Here is a 20,101-nt window from a genome sequence, read left to right as displayed (position 1 = left end):
TATTATATTCGATTGATTATTAGCTATACTCGAGCACCATCTCCATAATCGCTGTAATCTTCTTTATACGGATCAGGTTTTTTGCGATTCATAAGTAATCCTGCTCCACTAAGTAGCATTAATAAGCCGCATATAATACCAACAATGTTCGCTATAGTAGGAATAAAAGCACTTACAATAACACCGAAGATACCTATAACAAATAGAATCCACAAAACTACATTAACTAGAGATACGTTATAAAATTGTGGATTTGGAGGCACAAAATCATCGCCATAGTCTTCCATAGTCTTATCTAAATCGAGCCAACTTGTGCGGGTATTATCACGAGGACCTTTAGCAGTTATAATCGTGTGAGAATCTTGCATTCTAGTAGGAATAATATAAGATTTATGACTACTTAGATTTTTTAAGTTAAATTTATTTTTTATTACACTTTTTTGATTTTTAGAATTATTGTCGCTTGCTATAGTGTTGCGCTCTTTCTTTTTTTCTTCTTTCTGAGCGTGCTTTTCAAAACTTTTTGCGCTACGTGAATTAGCAATATCGTTCATGTCATCAGAATGTTCTGCAACAAAAGATGACCATTCGTCATCAAAATCTCCGTTGTTTTGTTTTTGATTATTTTTTAACGATTCTGACGTTAACTCGTCATCACGGCGAGGGTCGTTGGTATTCTTAGAAGAAGTCATGAACTATACTGTAGCAAGTCTTCCTGATTCTATGCTTAAAATGTTCGAAATTGGACTTGCAAGAAAGGATATGGTATGTTGTACTGGTTCTTCGTGAAGGGACTTGGGGGTATTGCCCGCATGAGGATTCATCCATCAGCGCAAGGTGTTAAAAATGTTCCTAAAAAGGGTGGAGCTATTATTGCTGCAAATCATCTTGCTGTTATTGATGACGCGCTTCTGCCATTGACTTGTCCTCGTATGATCCACTTTATGGGTAAAGCAGAATATTTTGAAGGCAAAGGTTTAAAGGGTCGTTTTAAGAAGTGGTGGTTTACTTCTGTGGGCGTTTTCCCTGTAGATCGTTCTGGAGGCGCAAAATCTCTTGGCGCTTTGAATCATGCTCGTGAAATATTAGAAAAAGGTCAGCTTTTTGGCATTCATATTGAAGGCACAAGAAGCCCAGACGGTCGTTTATATCGTGGTCATACTGGTGCTGCACGTCTTGCTCTTGAAACAGGTTGCCCGATTATACCTGTTGCAATTATTGGAACTAGAGAATTACAAGTGCATGGTCAAGTTATTCCAGCAAAAGGCAAGACTAAGGCGATTTATGGCGAGCCTATTCAAGTAGAGCGTGTTTGTGACGAAAGCGAGATTACTCACGAGCGTTTACGCGAAATTACAGATAAAGTAACTAAGTCTATTCAGCAAATGAGTGGTCAAGAATACGTTGATGAATATGCTCAAACCGTAAAAGAACGTATGCGTCAAAAACGTGAAGAAAGTAACGAAAATAAGTAAAATATAATGCTGATTCTCATGCTATTAGATTAACATTATTACATATTTAAATTTTATTTATGTTCAAATATGTAAGCGGCGAAAGTTATTGAGCTTCCGCCGCTTACATAATACTTAAGACACGCTTATATTACTGTAAGAGTAATAATAGAAGGATTTCCATTAGAATCCTTCAATGGCACTTCGCTTCCAGCTCCAGGGGATTGGAAGCGCACTACGTGCATTAAATCACCAAGTGGAGCAGAAACACGAACTTTAAGCCCTAGACTTTCAATAATCCTTCTAGCTTCATCACTGCTCTTTCCGCAAACGTTTGGCAATGTAACAGTTTTTGGACCTTTTGAAACAACAACTTTAACGCTATCGCCCCAATGTAAGTCAGAACCAGCTTCAACAGAAGCTCGGATAATCTTACCCTTTGCTACAGTATCGCTATTTTCTTCTTCGTACTTTACATCCAGCTTAGCGTCAGTCAAAGCTAAGTCAGCTTCACTCTTTGTCTTCCCAACAATATCTGGCATTTGTACAGGCTTAGGTCCCTTAGAAAGTAAAATACTTACTTCTTCGTTATGGTTCATGCGCGTGCCAGGTTTAGGGTTAATATCAATTAAGCTGCCAGCTGGTATATCTATAGAATACGTATCTCCTGACTTATCGTGAATAATGTTAGTAAAGCCTGCTTTACGCAATGTTTTCAAAGGATTTTTGCCATTGTAAGTCTTTGGATCTGTAATATCGTCCGGGATTGTAGCCTTACGAATTCCACGCGAAATTACAACATTAAGAGCACTATTATTGTGCTTTTGAATATGGCTTCCGACAACATCAGGATTTGTTGAAACTACTTTTCCTTCTGGCACATCGTCACTATAATCTTTTGAAACTGTGTAAGGAATTCCAGCAACTTTAAGCGTGTGCTCATATCGTTGCCAATTGACATCAGTTATTTTGCAAGATGCATAATTGTTGCATTGAAGGTCGTCAGGCTTAGGTAGCGTCCAATAACTGCCAGGACCTAAGAAATACCAAAAACCACCAATAGCAGCAATTGCTAATACTCCAGCTGTACTTAAACCTGCAATAATGAAAACACGCTTTTTAGAAGAGCGGTTAGACTTGTTTCCTAAGTCCTTTTCTGTATATGACAGGCCCAATGGTTTTGTTGCATTTAATTTGTTGTTAAAATTGCGAGAGCTAATAGCAATTGTTGGCATATTGCTATCGTCAAATTCTTCTAAAGGATTATCTTGCGAATTGTATGACACATCTTCTGCATTAGTAGCATGCCATTGCATAGCTTGTGTTTTTTGAAGATTATTCGCATCGAAAGCACTGTCGGACTTTGCTAGTGAATTGTCTATTGCTACATTATTGACTTCAGGATTATGTAGATCATTATTTGTGCATGAATCGAGTTCACCTACAGAATTATCTCTAGGTATTGCAACAGTTTCGTCTGTAGCATTTTGCAATAAAGAGTTGGAATTAGCAGAAAAATTAGAGCCTGAAGTATTTATCGCTCGTGTAGCATCTGAGTCATTATTAGGATTCAATTTGTCCGAATAATTTGCTTCAGGGGGAACACGCAAATTATTAATAGGAGAAAAGTCTGTTTCTTCTGAAAACTCTTGTGGTTCTTCTGCTTTGTATTGCCAATCTTCAGGGTTTAATTGTGTAGAAAGTGCACGTAATTTTGCTAATGCTTCACTTGCATCTTTAGGTCGTTCGTTCATGTCGCGAGCAGTGAGGTTTGCTATGAATTGTGCAACTTTTTCGCTAATTCCAGGGCAAGCTGTAGCAATTGAAGGAGTGTTTTCATGCACATGCTTGAAAACAAGCGTAACAGGATTATCTGCAGTAAAAGGCACTCTTCCTGCAAGCATTTCCCAAGCCATCATGCCCGCTGAATACAAATCACCTTGAGGAGTTGCAAGATTATGCTCAATAAGTTCAGGAGCAAGATAAGCTGCTGTGCCAAGAAGCAATCCTGTAGAAGATAATGTTGCTTGCGAAATTGCTCTAGCTAAACCGAAATCAGTAATCTGAACATGACCTCGATCGTTAATTAAAATATTTTCCGGCTTAATATCTCTATGCACAACTCCAGCATTATGTGCAGAAGCGAGACCATCCAAAGTTTCTGCAAGTAAACGCAGCGTATCTCGCACACTGAATGTGCCTTGCATATTCATTTCATAACGCAAATTAACGCCATGAACATATTCCATCACAAGATAATCAAGCCCATCATATTCGCCCGTATCATAAACTTGCACAATATGTGGATTGGCAATTGCTGCAGCAGAGGTTGCTTCTCTGCGGAATCTAGCAATAAATTGCTGGCGATGCACTCCTTGAGCAAGTTGAGTGTGCATGATTTTAATTGCTACAGGTCTATCAAGGCGTTCATCTTCTGCTTGATACACAGTAGCCATGCCACCCTGAGCTATTTTGCGCACAATGCGATAGCGATTTTCAATGCGCATACCTGGCTGCGCCTGCGTAGCTTCATCCATTGTCACAATCCTTATACGCGTAAAACCATTTTTGCTACTTACGAGTGTACAAGCAAGATAGTAAAGAAGGCTAATTTCGAGCGTTATTTACTAAATATTATTGTACATTACGCCATGCTTCTGGTATAAATCGTTTGCTAATTTCATGCAAAATAGTTTTTCCACTATCGCTCAATGTACTTGATTCGATTGCTTGTTGTGAATCATTCCATAGATTCTCAATTCGCTTTTTTGATTTTTCAATAGCACCAGAAGTATGGTAAATCTGTATTATTTTATTTACATCATCTTCACTCCTAGTACTACTCGTATAAGCTTTTAATAGTATTTCTCTTTCGTTATCGTTTCCGTATTGCAAAGCATCTGCAAGAAGAACTGCACGCTTACCTTCTCTAATATCACCGCCAATAGGCTTACCTGTAATCTTGCTATCTGAAACAATATCAAGCAAATCATCAGCAATCTGGAAAGCAACGCCTAACGAATTGCCAATAGAATTAGCAAGATTGTATGCTTCAGTTGGTTGCATATTTGCTGCAAGAAAGCCGAGAGTTAATGGAGCAACAGTAGTGTAACTGGCTGTTTTCCATCTAAAAACATTCAAAGATGATTCCGCAAGTTGTATTGGATTATCTAGTTGCATCATTTCTATAGACAAATCCAATACTTGACCAATACCAACATTTCTTTGCATAGACGCAAATGCTGCTAACAATTCCTCGCCATAAGTAAAATTCTTCGCACAATTTCTTGCAATATCGAAACTTTCTGTGGCAAGTAGATCTCCTAGCATTAAACCTAAGCCTGTGCCAATATGCTTATTATTGCAAGCTTTACTTAATGCACAATACGCACTAGGCTTTCCACGTCTCAAATAAGATTCGTCAATAATATCATCATGAATTAATGCAGCTGTTTGAAATACTTCTAGAGCACAAGCTATGTCAAATACAGACTGTTCATGGATTTTTTGAATATTGGTTTCTTTTGATGCAGCGTAAAATGCTGAAATCGTAAGAAGAGCTCTAAGACGTTTTCCGCCTTCGCTTGAAACAATAGCTTGCTTTATTACTTGCTGTAGTGTTTGCGCACATGTGGATGAAAGATTATCTTCTAGTCCCGTATTAAATTGCTGAGAAATTAAAAAAGTAATTCTAGATTCAATATCGTTAAGACTGTAATTGTTGCCTATAAATGTGCTCATATTATGAAAGTTATCCACAGGGCTGAACATTACAAAACGCAGTTATTATTATGGTTTAATAAGCTTTTCACCGCGGAAATAGTTTTTTATTGAATGCTGACTTATGTCTTGAGAAACTTCAATATATCAAAAAATGCTATTACATAGTTTGATTATCAAAATAAAAAATCATGTAAAAAATGAGGGGGAGTATGCATGGAAATTGTAGAGGATGATTTGAAAACAAAGATATCGCATAATTGTATGGATGACTTTGATATGCAAAGTCTTATGCAAATTTATGGTGAAAGCGCTAATTCTTTTAATGGTTGTTTAGATTTTGCAGGTTCAGAAGATTTTGAAAGTTTTGCTGGAAGAGAAATTTCAGATATTAATGGGAATATATATCCTTCCAAAGAGTGCAGCTTTTTTATGACTTTTTCTAAGGAATATATTTACAACAACTGTAGTGATAGTGTGCAATGGATTAAAGGATTAGAATATTGGGTTCCGGCAGTTTCGGAAGCTTTTATAGAAAATGTTGATCGAAATGGCAAGCAATACGCCATTAGAGATATTGCAAGCAGAGCGCTTATGCGATGGTACAATATGTTTGCTTACGATGAAAAAATGTTTGGATATGATCTAGTAAACCTGCCAATAGCAATGTTGCATAATATTAATGTTCGTGACGCAATGCTTATTTCTATTCTGGATGAAAATCAAGAATGGTATGACGAAAAAACTTTGTCGGAATTTGCTTGGTGTCCTCACACTTCTGAAGTATCTCGTAATTTGCGGCATTGTTTAGAAGCAAAATTCACTCAAACAAATAATAAGCCTGATATAAAGAGAGCTATTTTCGCGTGCAAAATTTTAAAATCTATGGCTATTATTACTAAAAGCATTCCAAAATTATCTGTGCAAGTTTACGCTTTATTAGCTTATATCAGCTGGTGGTTTAGGCTAGGAGAAGTAAAGTATTATTGTGATTGTGCATTGCGCATTGATCCTGATTGTTCTATGGCAAAAATAGTGTGTGGAGCATTCGAAAATGGTCTTGAGCCAGCATGGATTGAATAATTCGCCACGCCGCAAAAAATTAGTTGGGGAATAATCGTCTTGCTTAAATGGTTTACTACTTAAGGTAAAACTTGCCCTTGCATGAACTATGCCTATATGCGTTACAAGGGGATAATACAGGAGGAACAGTTTGACGAGTGAAGTTGGATCAACGGTCGACAGCGACGAAATGCAAGATGATACTAAGCCTGTAAAAACTCGCAAGGCTAGCGCTGCGCGTAAAACCAGTACTCGAACTTCGTCAGCTGATAGCAAGACACGCAGTTCTCGCTCAAAGAAAACTGAAGACAACAAGATTGATACTGAATCAGTATCGTCTGATGCTAAACATGACGAAACTGAGGATAGCGTAGATATTGAATCTCAAGATCAATTATCTATTGACGATCCTTTAGATGACGATCCACATCTTGATGTTGATGATGAACATTTGAATCTTGATGATTTAGACGATATCCAGCCAGAAGATATATCTGATGTTGACGATTTAAGCGATATTGACGTTGCAGATGATCTTGATGATGAAGAGTCTGAAGATCTTGATGAAATTGATGATCACGACGAAATTAAGCATGATGCTCCGCAAGTGCCACAAGCAAAAGGCGCATTTGTTGTACGAGACGATGACGATGATGATAATCTAACTCCGTCTGGTAATCCTAAGCGTCGTGTAATTGCTACAGGCGCTACTGCAGATCCTGTTAAGGATTATTTAAAGCAGATAGGTCGCGTGAGCTTGCTTAACGCTGAGCAAGAAGTTGATTTGTCAGAGCGTATTGAAGCTGGATTGTATGCTCAGCATTTGCTTGATACTCAAATTGATCAAATGGAGTTTAAGCGTAAGCGTGAGCTTAAGTGGGCTGCAGCAGATGGTAAGAAAGCTAAAGATCATCTTCTTGAAGCAAACTTGCGTCTTGTTGTTTCTCTTGCTAAGCGTTATACGGGTAGAGGCATGCTTTTCCTTGATTTGATTCAGGAAGGTAACCTTGGTTTGATTCGTGCAGTTGAAAAGTTTGACTGGAAGAAGGGCTTTAAGTTCTCAACTTACGCAACTTGGTGGATTCGCCAGGCTATTACTCGTGCTATGGCAGATCAGGCTCGTACTATTCGAGTTCCAGTGCATATGGTTGAAGTTATTAATAAGCTTTCTAGGGTTCAGCGTCAAATGCTTCAAGATTTAGGTCGTGAACCTACACCAGATGAGCTTGCTCGCGAACTAGATATGCCAGTAGAAAAGGTTCAGGAAGTACAAAAGTACGGTCGTGAACCGATTTCTTTGCACACTCCTTTGGGTGAGGATGGCGATTCTGAGTTTGGCGATTTGATTGAAGATACTGACGCAATCGCACCGTCTGATGCTGTTGCATTCTCGCTTCTTCAAGAACAGTTTAGGCAAGTTTTGGAAACTTTGGCCCCTAGAGAGGCTGGAGTTATTAAGATGCGCTATGGCTTGGAAGATGGTCAACCAAAGACTTTAGACGATATTGGTCGCGTTTATGGTGTTACTCGTGAACGTATTCGTCAAATTGAGTCTAAAACAATGTCTAAGCTGCGTCATCCTTCTAGATCGCAAACTTTGCGTGACTTCTTAGATCAGTGATTGTGTGAAGTTATATTACAAAGTGTCGTATTGTTGCTTTTGCGATAGTACGACACTTATTGCTTAAAATAATCGGTTGTACGTTTAATAAGTGCAAGGGGTAGAAGTGGTCTCTCATAAAGAGCAATATGATGCTGATAGCTTGACTGTGCTTGAAGGCTTAGACGCAGTTCGTAAGCGTCCAGGCATGTATATTGGCACTACAGACAGTCAAGGTTTAATGCATTGCCTTTGGGAGATTATTGACAACGCAGTTGACGAAGCTTTAGCTGGAGCTTGCGATCATATTATTGTTACTCTTCACGACGATGGATCTATTGAAGTTGCAGATAACGGTCGTGGTATTCCAGTAGACGTTGAGCCTAAAACAAAACTTACAGGCGTTGAAGTTGTTTTAACTAAGCTTCATGCTGGAGCAAAGTTTGGCAACGCTTCTTATAATGCTGCAGGCGGTTTACATGGCGTTGGCTCTTCTGTTGTAAACGCTTTGAGTTTGCGTTTGGATGTCGAAGTTGATAGAGACGGTAAAACGCATCATATGGCGTTCCATCAGGGACATCCTGGAGTTTATAGTGATGCAGATCCAGAGCATCCATCTCCTGCTTCTCCGTTTAAGCGCACGCGAAAAAATAAGCCTACTGAGCTTGAAATTATTGGCACTGTTTCGCCAAAAACTACCGGCACTCGTGTACGCTACTGGGCGGATCCAGAAATTTTTAACTCAACTGCGCATTTCAGCTATGAGCAGCTTATTGCTCGCGTGCGTCAAACAAGTTTCCTGGTTCCAGGCTTAAAAATTACTGTTATTGACGAGCATGTGCCTGAAGGTGAATCTGCAAATATTGAAGAAATTGATTCTCCAGAAGACAATGTTATAGAAGATAATGCTGCAGAAGATAATCTTCTTGAAAACCAGTCTGATAATAGCGATGACTCTGTGCCTGAATTTGAAGAATTAGAATCTGAAACAATATTAGAAGATGAAGATGATTCTGAAGATGAGACTGAAAATATCGCGAATGAAGATGCTGAATCTGAAGAATCAGTTGCACAATCTGTTGCAAATGCTGAGTCTGCTAACTCAATGCAAAATAAGCATCATCCTCGAGTAGTTGAATTTTTGCATAATGGTGGCGTCAAAGATTTCGTTGATTTTCTTTCAAAAGGTGAAGCAGTATCGGATATTTGGCGTATTTCTGGCGAAGATACATATGTAGAAGAAACGCAAGCTGTTGATTCTGCAGGAGATTTACATGCTCAACAAGTAACGCGTAAGTGCGGCGTTGACATTGCAATGCGTTGGGTAAACGGCTACGATTCAACGATTATTAGTTTCGTAAACGTTGTTGAAACTCCTGGCGGAGGTATGCACGTTGACGGATTCTTGCAAGGATTGACCAAGCAAATTCGTAAAGCTGTTGAAGACAACGCACGCAAATTAAAAGTAAATCTTAAAGATTCGAATACGAAAATTGAGCGAGACGACATTACAGCAGGATTGGTAGCAGTCGTAACTGTTCGCATTGCTGAGCCTCAATTCCAAGGTCAAACTAAGGATGTTCTTGGAACCGCACAAGTTAAGCCAATTGTTACTAAAATGACTGATGCTCAATTTGGTGAGATGATTACTGGATCTAAGCGAGGATTCAAAGAGCAGTCTGCTAGGGTTTTGGAAAAAATCGTTTCCGAAATGCATGCTCGTGTTCAGGCGCGTAAAACTAAGGAAGTTACGCGCAGAAAGAATGCGCTTGAGTCTGCTTCAATGCCACCAAAACTTTCTGATTGCCAGCCTGGAAACGACGATGTTGCAGAACTTTTCATCGTCGAGGGTGATTCTGCACTTGGCACTGCAAAAGCTGCTAGGAACTCTGCTTTCCAAGCGCTTCTTCCAATTCGCGGTAAGATTTTGAACGTGCAAAAGGCAAGTCTTGCACAAATGCTTTCAAACAAAGAGTGTGCTGCAATTATTCAGGTTGTTGGAGCGGGATCGGGCGCAAGTTTTGATATTTCGCAAGCGCGTTATAACAAGATTGTTATGATGACTGATGCTGATGTTGACGGCGCGCACATTCGTATTTTGCTGCTGACGCTGTTCTATCGTTATATGCGTCCGCTTATTGAGCACGGTCATGTTTATGCTGCAGTGCCGCCTCTTCACAGAATTGCGCTCGCTGGAAAGCGAAAGGGTGAGTATATTTATACTTACTCAGACGACGAATTGGCTGGAAAGCTTGATGATTTGCAAGCTAAGGGCATTGATTTTAACAGCGATATTCAGCGCTATAAGGGCTTGGGCGAGATGGATGCGGATCAGCTTGCAGACACTACTATGGACCCTAGAACCCGTATGCTTCGAAGGATTCGTATGGAAGATGCTCAGCAAGCGAGCGAAGTATTCGATTTGCTGATGGGTGATGATGTTCCTCCGCGCAAGCAGTTTATTGTTGATAACGCTGATGACTTTGATCGTTCCAAAATCGATACCTGATGTCGGCATGTTGTTTGCGTTGCTTTATGTCGCCTTGTATATTTATATTCCTTTATATTGCTTTATGAAGGCGTGTTTGCGTTAGAAATATGAAGTACTAATGTTTGGGAATTTTATGATTAACCTTCTTCTTGCTGTTATTTATCTTGCTTTTATTAGTTTGGGTTTGCCGGATGCTCTTTTAGGAGCTGCGTGGCCTACGATGAGTCACGATATTGGTGCGCAAATTTCTTGGGCTGGCGGAATATCAATGGTTATTTCTGCAGGAACAATTATCTCTGCATTACTTTCGAACAAACTTACGTGCAAATTTGGCCCTGGGAAAGTTACGCTTATTTCAGTTGCTCTAACAGCTTTAGCGTTACTAGGTTTTTCTTTTGCTCCGAATTATCTTGTGCTTATTTTTCTAGCTATACCCTACGGTTTAGGTGCTGGAGGAGTGGATGCGGCTCTTAATAACTACGTTGCAGTGCACTATGAGAGTTGGCATATGAGCTGGCTTCACTGCATGTGGGGAATTGGTGCTTCTGCAGGTCCTTATGTTATGGGTTTTGCGCTTTCGCATGGTCAAAGATGGACTGCTGGATACCAGTATATTGCCGTTATGCAGATTGCTTTAACACTTGTGCTGCTCATGAGTTTGCCGTTGTGGAAAAACAATAAAAAGAATGAATTGAATAAGATCGTTGAGTCAAAAACAAAATCTTTTGAAAAGGTATCTTATGCGGGAATTTTGCGCATTCCAGGAGCTAAAAATATACTTATTATGTTCTTTTGCTATTGTGCGTTGGAACAAACTGCAGGCTTGTGGGCTAGTAGTTACATGGTTTTGCATGGAGGAGTTAGCCGCATTGTTGCAGCTGGTTGGGCAAGCCTGTTCTATGTTGGTATTACGGTTGGTCGTTTTGTAAGCGGATTTCTTACTATGCGTTTTAACGATGCAACCATGATTCGTATTGGGCAGTGCGTAATGCTTATGGGCATTCTGGTGTTGCTGCTGCCTTTGCCGAATCATATTGAGCTTGTTACAGGATTCATTATTATTGGACTTGGTTGCGCTCCTGTTTATCCATGCATCATTCATTCAACTCCGCATTATTTTGGTGCTGATAAGTCTCAAGCAATTGTTGGCATGCAAATGGCAAGCGCATACATCGGCTCTATGGTAATACCTGCGATTTTTGGAATAGTTGCACAGAATGTTTCCATGATGCTGCTTCCAGCTTATTTGCTTATTCTTCTCGCTGTAATGACTTTTATGCATGTGCGTCTGATGCGCGTTTATGCATAATAATCTCTTATAATAAAATTAAGCCCTTAAAAAGTTGAAATACTACAACTAGAAGGGCTTAATTTTATTGATAAGCAAATGATTAAGCGTTTTTTAAGTGCTAATATTATTTGCTTTACAACGTCAAATTTTAACTACAAGGTTTTTATAATATCGAACCTTAACCAATTTAAAGGTTCTTCAATCTTGTAATAAACATTGTCGTCGTCTGGAGCTGGCGCGAAAGGCACTGGCTTGTTCTTTTTCGTTGGCACAAACGGGCTAGTTGGATAATCGGGTCCAGTAACTCCATCAGGAATAGCTACTTGTGTTTTATCGTACAGCTTTGGATCTCTTCGCATAATGAATGGTCGGCTAAAATCAGGCTTATTTTTCCCTTTGCCTTTAAAGTATCCGCTCTTTTCAAGTTCATCAAATTTTGTATTTACAGGAACAAGCACAAAGAAATCATGCATTTTGTAGGTTAATCCTGTATTAGCATCTTTGTTAGAACCTTTATACATTCCTTGATCATCAAATTTTTCAGGGCTGTTTTCTGCGTTTATATCTTTACCATGTTCACAAACTCTTACACCTGGTGATGGGGAAAATATATTGTTTCCGCAAGATGGCAAATCTAATCCTTTGTAGAATTCTACTGCGCCAGTATCGCCGGAAAGTAAATGATTTTTCATCATATCATTCATAGGTAATTTTTTATCGTATAGAATAGATCCAGATATATCTTGCGAATAGTTATTCATGCTAAGATAATTTTCATCACTTATCATAATAGGCTTAGCTCCATCATTCATGAGATCGCCAACGCGTGTCCCTAACACAACTGTAGATTCACCTTCAACAAACGATGGCATTTCATTGAAGTATAAGCATTCGCCGCCTTTATTACACCAAACTCCTGCAATTGGAGAAAGGCCTTTTGTTACGCGGACATCAGCATTATTTATTCCGTCCAGATGCTCTTTTTTAGTTAGTACTTCTTTTGTTTCACTTGCATCAACACCGTAGTATAGAGTAACTTTTTTTACTTCTTTCAAATTTTCTTCACCCAATGCAGGGTAGGAGCCCACAATTTTATCAATATGATTACGAGAAGAAAATCGTGGTTTTAATTCGTATTTCGTTATTCCAACTTTTTCCAGTATTTGTTTTGCGCTGTCTATATCTTTTCCTAACAAGTCTGCAGGTACTACTTTTTTGTTGCATTTACTAGCAATAGCAATATGCATATTGTCACCTTCGTAAGCTGCATTAAAAGCTTCTCCGGGCATAGGATAAGTTGAAATAATGGTTCCAGGCTTTACTGTTGCAGGAACTTTATGAACTTCTACTTTTAAGCCCATTGCTTTTACTTCGTCAGTAATTTCGTCTACAGTTTTCCCAATAACGTTTTTTGGCATACCTGGACCAAGAGATTCCACAACTGTTATTTTTGTGGAATGATTAACTTTACTACCTGGTTTAATGCCTTTTAATGAAATGAAGGAACCTTTTTTGCGTTTATTAAGTTCCCTAACAATTTGTACTTTAAAACCTTTTGAGCGTAAATTCGTTGCAGCAGCTTGAGCATTTGTATCTTTAATTACTGGCACTGTAGCCATACCTGAATTTGTCTGTACTCTCGTCATGTAATAAATTGTTCCAATGGCTGCAACTATAGCTAGAACGATTATTGCGCAAATAATTGATATGAATGCACCTTTTTTCTTATGATTTTTATTACCTTTATTAGGTTCTTTTTGCAACTCTTGTGCATGTGTTTGTTGCTCTACTTGATTTATTTCTTGTTCTTTAGTTTTATCTTCGTAATTTTCGTTAGGCGTACCGCATTGTTCGCAAAACTTTGCATCGTCTACCATGCTACTGCCGCAATGAGTGCAAAATGACATATTTTCCCTTTCTCTTTAAAAAATTTACCTAATTTTTAATAGCTTTAGTTTTATATTATCTATTTTCTTATTGGTGACTAATCACTAATAATTTTCTAAAAATTGTTCGTAATGCTATCCAATATGTGCAATTGGGGAAACAAGCTCAGTTCCAGAAGCATCCCTACGCATATCTGGTTTAGGTAGCTCAACATTGCTTCCGCCTTCTGTAACGGCTTGCAATGGATAGTATCCAACGTACGCGTGTATCAACGTATCTTGACCTTTAAGGAATCTTTGCGAGCGCACGCCACCAGTTGCGCGACCTTTTGTTGGGTACATGTCAAATGGAGTAATCTTTGCAGAACCGTTTTCGGTTCCAGGAAGAGCTTCACTGTCTCCAGCAACGGTGAACACTACTGTTCCAGAAGCGGAGAATAAACCATTTTCGCCTTCTTCGTAATGCCACTCTATTGATTTTTCTGGCACTACTGCGAAGGTTGCAACTTTAGCGCCTTCTGCTAAACGAATACCTGCCATTCCGCCTGCTGTACGTCCTTGTGGCCTAACTTGTTTAGCGTCAAAAGTAAGTAATGAAGAATCACTACTAATGAACACAAGTCTGTCGTTGTCTTCCGCTGGGGCTGCAGCAATAACGGTGTCGTCGTCTTTTAAGTCAATTATGCTCCATGAATCCATGGTAGTTGGAGCTTCAAAATTCCATCTTTTAACTACACCGTTTCGTGTGCCGATTGCAAGTGGAGTAGCGTTTTGTGAGGCATCAAATGCTATTGCTGAAACTACATGTTCTCCTCTTACTGGATCCGTGCTTTGTGTGGAAGTTAGCAATTCTTGTGCTTTTACTCCATGGCTGAGCAGCGCAGGTTTTCCTTCTTCATAGTTAAGTTGTGGCAAATCTGCAACATGAGCTAGAACTAGTCGACCAGATGAAGTAACAAGAGCACAAGTTGAACGCGTTGTTGTCGCAAACATTGTTTTACAAGGAGTGTTAAATACGTTGTTATTGTGCGAATTCCAATGTTCTAACACTGCAATGCTTGTTCTGGCAATTAACCCTGAAGTACTTAATGCTACTGCACAAGGCTCGTCACTTAATTGCATTGCAACAGAAGATGCGTCAGCTTCTCCAGTTTTACGAGCTGCATTAGCTGCTGCAGCCAAATCTGCTTGAGTTGAAGTAATTTTATTTGCTGATTGCACAGCTTTAATCGCAATATCCTCACTGTTTTTATTTATGCTGGAGGCTACTGGAGTAAAACTACCATCTTCATTTTCGTCAAGCAAAATTGTTCTGCGTGGAGTATCCCATTGTTTAACTGCAGTATCCATATCTGCTATTACGACGTTGTCGAGTTTCGCTTCAGAACTTAATATTTGATTTAGCTCTTCAATTTTTTTGAGCAAATCGTCGCGTTCAGCTTCGAGCTCTATTCGGCTCATTTTAGTAAGTCTGCGAAGACGTAAGTCAAGAATATACTGTGCTTGAATTTCATCAAGATCGAATACTTTAATTAACTTAGTTTTTGCACTATCTGCATCTTCAGATGAACGAATAACCTGAATTACTTCATCAATATCAAGAAGTGCAAGAAGCAAGCCATCAACCAAGTGTAAGCGTTCTTGAGCTTTTTTGCGCCTAAATTCGCTGCGTCTGCGTACTACTGTTCTGCGGTGAGAAATCCAAACGTCTAATAGCTCTCTCAATCCCATTGTGTGAGGTCTGCCGTCAACAAGTGCAACATTGTTAATAGTAAAGCTCTCTTGCAAAGGAGTGTGCTTAAAAAGTTGAGCAAGCACAGCGTTAGGATCAAAGCCTGTCTTAATCTCAATAACAATACGAGTTCCGTTATGTCGATCTGTTAAATCAATAGCACCTGAAATACCGTCTAATTTTCTTGATTTAACTCCTTGAGAAATTCTTTCCAAAACGCGTTCTGGTCCAACCATAAACGGAAGTTCTGTAACAATAATAGCTTTTTTGCGAGCAGTAATATTTTCTATATGTGTTGTAGATCTTGTAGTGAATGCTCCGCGACCTGTTGCGTAAGCTTCGCGAATGCCACTTCGACCGATGATAATTCCTCCGCTAGGCCAGTCAGGTCCTGGAACTAGTTTCATAAGATCATCTAGGGTTGCGTCAGGATGTTTCATAACATATTTTGCTGCAGCAACTACTTCGCCTAGATTATGCGTTGCCATATTAGTTGCCATGCCTACAGCAATTCCAGAAGCGCCATTTACTAAAAGATTTGGAATAGCTGCAGGAAGCACAGTAGGTTCTTTTAGTTTATTGTCGTAATTTGGTACGAAATCAACTGTGTCTTCGTTGATATCCGCGTTCATACCTAGTGATGCAGGAGCTAAACGCGCTTCGGTGTATCGAGAAGCTGCTGGACCGTCGTCAAGAGAACCAAAATTACCGTGTCCGTCAACAAGTGGCAAGCGTAGGGAAAATGGTTGAGCTAAGCGAACCATTGCCTCATAGATTGCAGAATCACCGTGAGGATGAAGTTTACCCATTACTTCACCAACAACGCGCGCTGATTTCATATAAGCATGATCAGGACTCAAATTCATATTGCCCATTTGATACACAATGCGTCGCTGCACTGGTTTCATTCCGTCTCGTGCGTCCGGTAAAGCTCGAGCATAAATAACTGAATAAGCATATTCCAGGAAGGATTTGCTCATTTCTTCGTTCAATGGTGTTTCAACAATATGCTCTTTAACTTTTCTTGGATCGAAAGCTTGCTGTGTTGAGTGATGGCGTGAGGGCATATTTAGAACTCCTTGAATGACATTACGGCTATCAATCTTACCAATTTATATGCACAAACAGCATGTTTTTGCTGAATTTTTCAGCAATTTGATTAGTTATTTATATAAATATTTATTATTCGCGTTTTGTCCAATGCAATATAAGTGGTTCAATAGTAAGTATGAGTGCTGAAATACCGTCTGAAAATGATCTTTTACAATTCGTTGGTAATGTTAAGTACGGTGATTTTTCTAATTTCGTAGTTAATGAAGATTTTTCTTATGATTTTAATGAAAAAAATCTTGGTGGAGCGTTACATATATCTTCGGTTCTTCCAGCTTTAAGTGATGCAATAGATGCTCCTGTCAAAACAGCTATTCATAACGATCCACACGCTTTACGAGAAAGCCTTGGTTTCCCTAAATCTAATTCTGCAATTGTAGTGCTAATAGATGGTTTAGGATACTGGAATATTCTTATGCGCAAAGGTCACGCTCCTTATTTACGATCCTTACTTAACGAATCAATAAATCAAAGACCAATTAGCACGTGCGTCCCAAGCACAACTGTTGCTGCAATGGCTACTTTTGGAACAGGCACATGTCCGGGTCTTACTTGTATGACCGGTTACACGCAAAAGAATTCTCAAACTGGTAAACTTGCGCAGCTTATTCAATTTAATGATGCGCCTGATCCGCTAGTTTTGCAGCAAGAGCCAACTATATTTGAAAGTTTAGTTTCTAATGGAGTCCGTGCAGATAGCGTGGGATTACCAAAGTTTGAAAATACTCCTCTTACCAAAGCTGCTTTTCGTGGAGCAAATTATATTACTGCTGGAACTCCTAGAGCTCGCATTCTTAAGGCTGCTAATAGCAGTAAAACTCCAGGTTTAACTTATATGTATTTACGTGACGCTGATAAAACCGGTCATAATTATGGTTGGGATTCTCAGCAGTGGGTTTCTGTTTTTGAGCAAATTGACGAGCAGTTGCGTCTTTTGCGAGCAAATTGTGCTCCTGGAACATTAATTGTTATTACTGCAGATCATGGGATGATTAAATCTGATCCCAATAAGCGAGTTGATATTGCTAAGCATGATGAGTTGATAAAAGGCGTATCGATGGTTGGCGGTGAACCTCGTTCTGTAATGTTGTATGCTAACAGTGACGCAAATCCTGAAGATATTATTTACCGTTGGCGTGAATATTTTGGAACTAATGCAATTGTACGTAGTAAAAAACAAGCCATTGACGATGGTCTTTTTGGTTTAGTAAACAACAGGGCAGAGGCTGTTATTGGCGATGTTATTGTGCAAGCTTGTGGAGCTTACACAATTGTTGATTCTCGCATTCAATCTGATAAAGCTATGAGTTTACCTAGCGTTCATGGATCAATGACTCACATGGAAATGGATATTCCGTGCCTCATAGATTTAGTGTAATTAGTGAGTTTTTGCTTCTAGTATTGAAAATGTTTTTATAAATCACAACTTAGCAAATAAAATGTGTGACACTCAAATTTTACTAAGAGTGTCACACATTTTGTCAATAAGCGAAAAATTTATTTTTAAACTTCTTATTTAGCTTTCACCAAATAATATTTCATCCCAGCTTGGTACTGCTGCTCTTCCAGCTTTACGTTTATTGTGCTCAGGAGATGATTTTTCTTGACCATTAGCATTAATTTCTTGATTATTTTTAGCAGAATTTTGATTACTTTCAGCAGCATTTTTTTGCAAATTCGTACTAACAATATCTGCTTTTTCAGCATTTTGAACTTTTGCAGCCAATGATTTTTGTGCTTCATTAGACTCATTGACGATTTTGCTATTCGTTTCGTTTCTATTAATAAATTCAGCATCCGGTTGTATTAGCGAAGGCTGCTGAGAATTATCTTCTTTAATAAATTGCGTATTTGTTTTAGTAGAACGCTTAGAATAGCCTTTTTCTAATACTTGCTGTATGTCAGAATTATTGTCCTGATTTTCGAAGAAAGATTGGGCTTGTGCATCTGCAAGTTTGTCACTGTTTCTAAGTTCCCATTGAGAAACAGCTCGTTCGATTCTGGCAGAACGAATAGAATTTCCTGGAAGCTCTTCAGTGTTGAATGGGAAATTAATGCTTACAGTGTCTCTATAAGCTCCACCATATGGAGACTGTTTAGAAGTATCCGCTGCATTAACATCTTCACCAAGCAATAATCTAGACGAAGGGTTCGCGCATGTAACAGAGTTGTCATGCATGTTCCATGTCCACTCAGCTTTAATAGTGCGAGTAGCAGTTTTGAAAGTAGCAGTAATTCGCCATGGCTCTAATCCTCTGCGCGTTGCTTTCCATTGCACTGTTTCCATGCCAATATGTGCTTTAGCTAACGTTCTTTCAATTAAATCTGCAATAGTGCGCATATTGCTTTGTTTAGGAGCAGGTACTAGAAGGAACTGCTCAATTGCATACTGCTTTTCGGTTTCAACGCCTGCAGAAAAACGCCTAACTTGTGCTTCACTAACGTTGTATCTTTGTGCTACATGTGAAGGTGCAACTCCTGCGCGAATCAATGCCTGAATTTGCGAAATAGGCAATGTTGCATTAGATTGCATAGAATTTGCGCCAGCGTTTGCTGAGTTCTGTTCATCGCTGTTTTTACTCGTAATTTTATGTGAACCAGCGATGGCGCGTTCCAGCGTGTCGTCCACTTGAATACGTAACGGCGTGTTTTCACAAATGAAAATCAAATTACCGTCTGCGTCAATATGGTCGAAACTCGCCTCTTTTGGCGGATTTTCAAGCATTATGCACCACTTTCTTCGCTTTTAACAATACTATTTATATACTTTAGTCCATACACTGCATTCTTTACCATTTTATTTAAAATAAAAAATGTGTAATATACGGGGTAGCATTCGTGTATGCTATGCGCGTAAGTAGCTTTAAAAACGAAAGGACCATAATGGCACAGGATTATGATTCTCCTCGTAGCAAAGATGAGGACGAAGAGTCGTTGGAAGCTTTGAGTAAAGGTTCTCAAAATTCAAGCAGCGATATTGACGATGATGAAAATGCTATTGCTGAAGACTACGAGTTGCCAGGTGCTGATTTAAGTAACGAAGATGCATCCGTAACTGTTATCCCTATGCAAGGCGATGAATTTATTTGTTCTGAATGCTTCTTAGTTAAGCATCGCAGCCAGTTAGCTGAAACTAATGCTGATGGTCAGCCTATTTGCAAGGAGTGCGCAGCTTAAATGGCATATGACGAGACCTATACTGGCCCCGAACAGGTTGAGGTATTAATTAAGTATCTCGATGATGAAACATCTACATTACAGCCGCTTTGCTACGCGCATGCAGGTGATGCAGGTGCCGATTTAAGAACTACCCAAGATTTTACCTTGCGTCCTTTCCAGAGAGCGCTTGTTCCTACTGGAGTTGCTATAGCTTTACCTGCAGGTTATGTTGCTTTAGTGCATCCTCGTTCTGGTTTAGCAGCAAAACAGGGTGTGACTGTGCTAAATGCACCTGGAACAGTTGATGCCGGGTATCGTGGTGAAATTAAGGTTCCTCTTATTAATTTAGATCCTGAGAACACAGTGCAATTCCATAAAGGTGATCGTATCGCTCAAATGGTTATACAACGTTATGTAGAAGCACAATTTATTCCCGCATCTAAATTACCTGAATCTGATCGCTCTGATAAAGGTTTTGGCTCCACTGGCGTACAATAATCTTTTTATAAATATCCGACCGGTTTTTAAAACTGAGTCGGATTTATTGTATGTATTTTTTGTTTTTGTAGTGTATTGAGCGAATTGCAGGTAGGATA

At 39.2% G+C, this 20,101-nt stretch carries 14 protein-coding genes; 8 read left to right on the top strand and 6 right to left on the bottom strand.

The window, feature by feature from the left end; genetic code table 11:
• Positions 1-23 precede the first annotated feature (23 nt).
• Positions 24-692, bottom strand: coding sequence for a hypothetical protein (locus tag HXT26_RS02965; RefSeq protein ID WP_004106798.1), 669 nt, complete (start codon positions 690-692; stop codon positions 24-26).
• Between the two features lie 75 nt (positions 693-767).
• Here HXT26_RS02965 and HXT26_RS02960 point away from each other — a divergent pair, with 75 nt between their 5' ends.
• Positions 768-1,475, top strand: a complete 708-nt coding sequence (locus HXT26_RS02960; RefSeq protein ID WP_032835394.1) for a lysophospholipid acyltransferase family protein — start codon at positions 768-770, stop codon at positions 1,473-1,475.
• Between the two features lie 125 nt (positions 1,476-1,600).
• On the opposite strand, the gene HXT26_RS02955 is transcribed toward HXT26_RS02960, so the two are convergent.
• Positions 1,601-3,991: a Stk1 family PASTA domain-containing Ser/Thr kinase gene (locus HXT26_RS02955; protein ID WP_415696193.1), complete on the bottom strand. Its 2,391-nt coding sequence runs from the start codon at positions 3,989-3,991 to the stop codon at positions 1,601-1,603.
• Between the two features lie 97 nt (positions 3,992-4,088).
• Positions 4,089-5,195, bottom strand: a complete 1,107-nt coding sequence (locus HXT26_RS02950) for a polyprenyl synthetase family protein (RefSeq protein ID WP_064340567.1) — start codon at positions 5,193-5,195, stop codon at positions 4,089-4,091.
• A gap of 195 nt (positions 5,196-5,390) precedes the next feature.
• On the opposite strand from HXT26_RS02950, the gene HXT26_RS02945 reads away from it, so the two are divergent.
• The 4 genes from HXT26_RS02945 to HXT26_RS02930 all read left to right on the top strand — a co-directional run bounded on the left by HXT26_RS02945 (position 5,391) and on the right by HXT26_RS02930 (position 11,636).
• Complete coding sequence (locus HXT26_RS02945; protein WP_064340566.1) at positions 5,391-6,257, top strand: hypothetical protein; 867 nt, start codon at positions 5,391-5,393, stop codon at positions 6,255-6,257.
• 130 nt (positions 6,258-6,387) lie between these two features.
• Entirely contained in the window at positions 6,388-7,857 is a 1,470-nt protein-coding gene (locus HXT26_RS02940; protein WP_004106787.1) for an RNA polymerase sigma factor, read from the top strand.
• A gap of 106 nt (positions 7,858-7,963) precedes the next feature.
• Positions 7,964-10,345, top strand: a complete 2,382-nt coding sequence (locus tag HXT26_RS02935) for a DNA gyrase subunit B (protein WP_421776934.1) — start codon at positions 7,964-7,966, stop codon at positions 10,343-10,345.
• A gap of 115 nt (positions 10,346-10,460) precedes the next feature.
• Positions 10,461-11,636 (top strand): MFS transporter, encoded by a 1,176-nt coding sequence (locus HXT26_RS02930; protein WP_410297088.1) that lies wholly within the window; start codon positions 10,461-10,463, stop codon positions 11,634-11,636.
• A gap of 134 nt (positions 11,637-11,770) precedes the next feature.
• Here HXT26_RS02930 and HXT26_RS02925 read toward each other — a convergent pair whose 3' ends face one another.
• A complete protein-coding gene (locus HXT26_RS02925) occupies positions 11,771-13,495 on the bottom strand; it encodes a PASTA domain-containing protein (protein WP_422111862.1) in 1,725 nt (574 codons plus the stop codon).
• A gap of 144 nt (positions 13,496-13,639) precedes the next feature.
• On the bottom strand, positions 13,640-16,303 hold the full coding sequence (locus tag HXT26_RS02920) for a DNA gyrase/topoisomerase IV subunit A (protein ID WP_101892144.1): 2,664 nt from the start codon (positions 16,301-16,303) through the stop codon (positions 13,640-13,642).
• A gap of 161 nt (positions 16,304-16,464) precedes the next feature.
• Here HXT26_RS02920 and HXT26_RS02915 point away from each other — a divergent pair, with 161 nt between their 5' ends.
• Positions 16,465-17,724, top strand: a complete 1,260-nt coding sequence (locus HXT26_RS02915; RefSeq protein WP_004106779.1) for an alkaline phosphatase family protein — start codon at positions 16,465-16,467, stop codon at positions 17,722-17,724.
• Positions 17,725-17,862: 138 nt separating this feature from the next.
• On the opposite strand, the gene sepH is transcribed toward HXT26_RS02915, so the two are convergent.
• Positions 17,863-19,071, bottom strand: a complete 1,209-nt coding sequence (gene sepH, locus HXT26_RS02910; RefSeq protein WP_422111861.1) for a septation protein SepH — start codon at positions 19,069-19,071, stop codon at positions 17,863-17,865.
• 158 nt (positions 19,072-19,229) lie between these two features.
• Between sepH and HXT26_RS02905 the strand changes: the two genes are divergently transcribed.
• Together HXT26_RS02905 and dut are read left to right on the top strand one after the other, a co-directional pair.
• The gene (locus HXT26_RS02905) at positions 19,230-19,523 is read left to right on the top strand and encodes a DUF4193 domain-containing protein (protein WP_004106775.1); all 294 of its coding nucleotides are present in this window, start codon (positions 19,230-19,232) and stop codon (positions 19,521-19,523) included.
• Positions 19,524-20,003 (top strand): dUTP diphosphatase, encoded by a 480-nt coding sequence (gene dut, locus HXT26_RS02900; RefSeq protein WP_004106773.1) that lies wholly within the window; start codon positions 19,524-19,526, stop codon positions 20,001-20,003.
• Positions 20,004-20,101: the final 98 nt, after the last annotated feature.

Source organism: Gardnerella sp. DNF00497B (genome assembly GCF_049262725.1).
In the GTDB taxonomy this organism is placed as follows: domain Bacteria; phylum Actinomycetota; class Actinomycetes; order Actinomycetales; family Bifidobacteriaceae; genus Bifidobacterium; species Bifidobacterium leopoldii.
The sequence above is the reverse complement of the archived record's forward strand: the minus strand, read 5'-3'. Positions and strand labels throughout refer to the sequence as shown.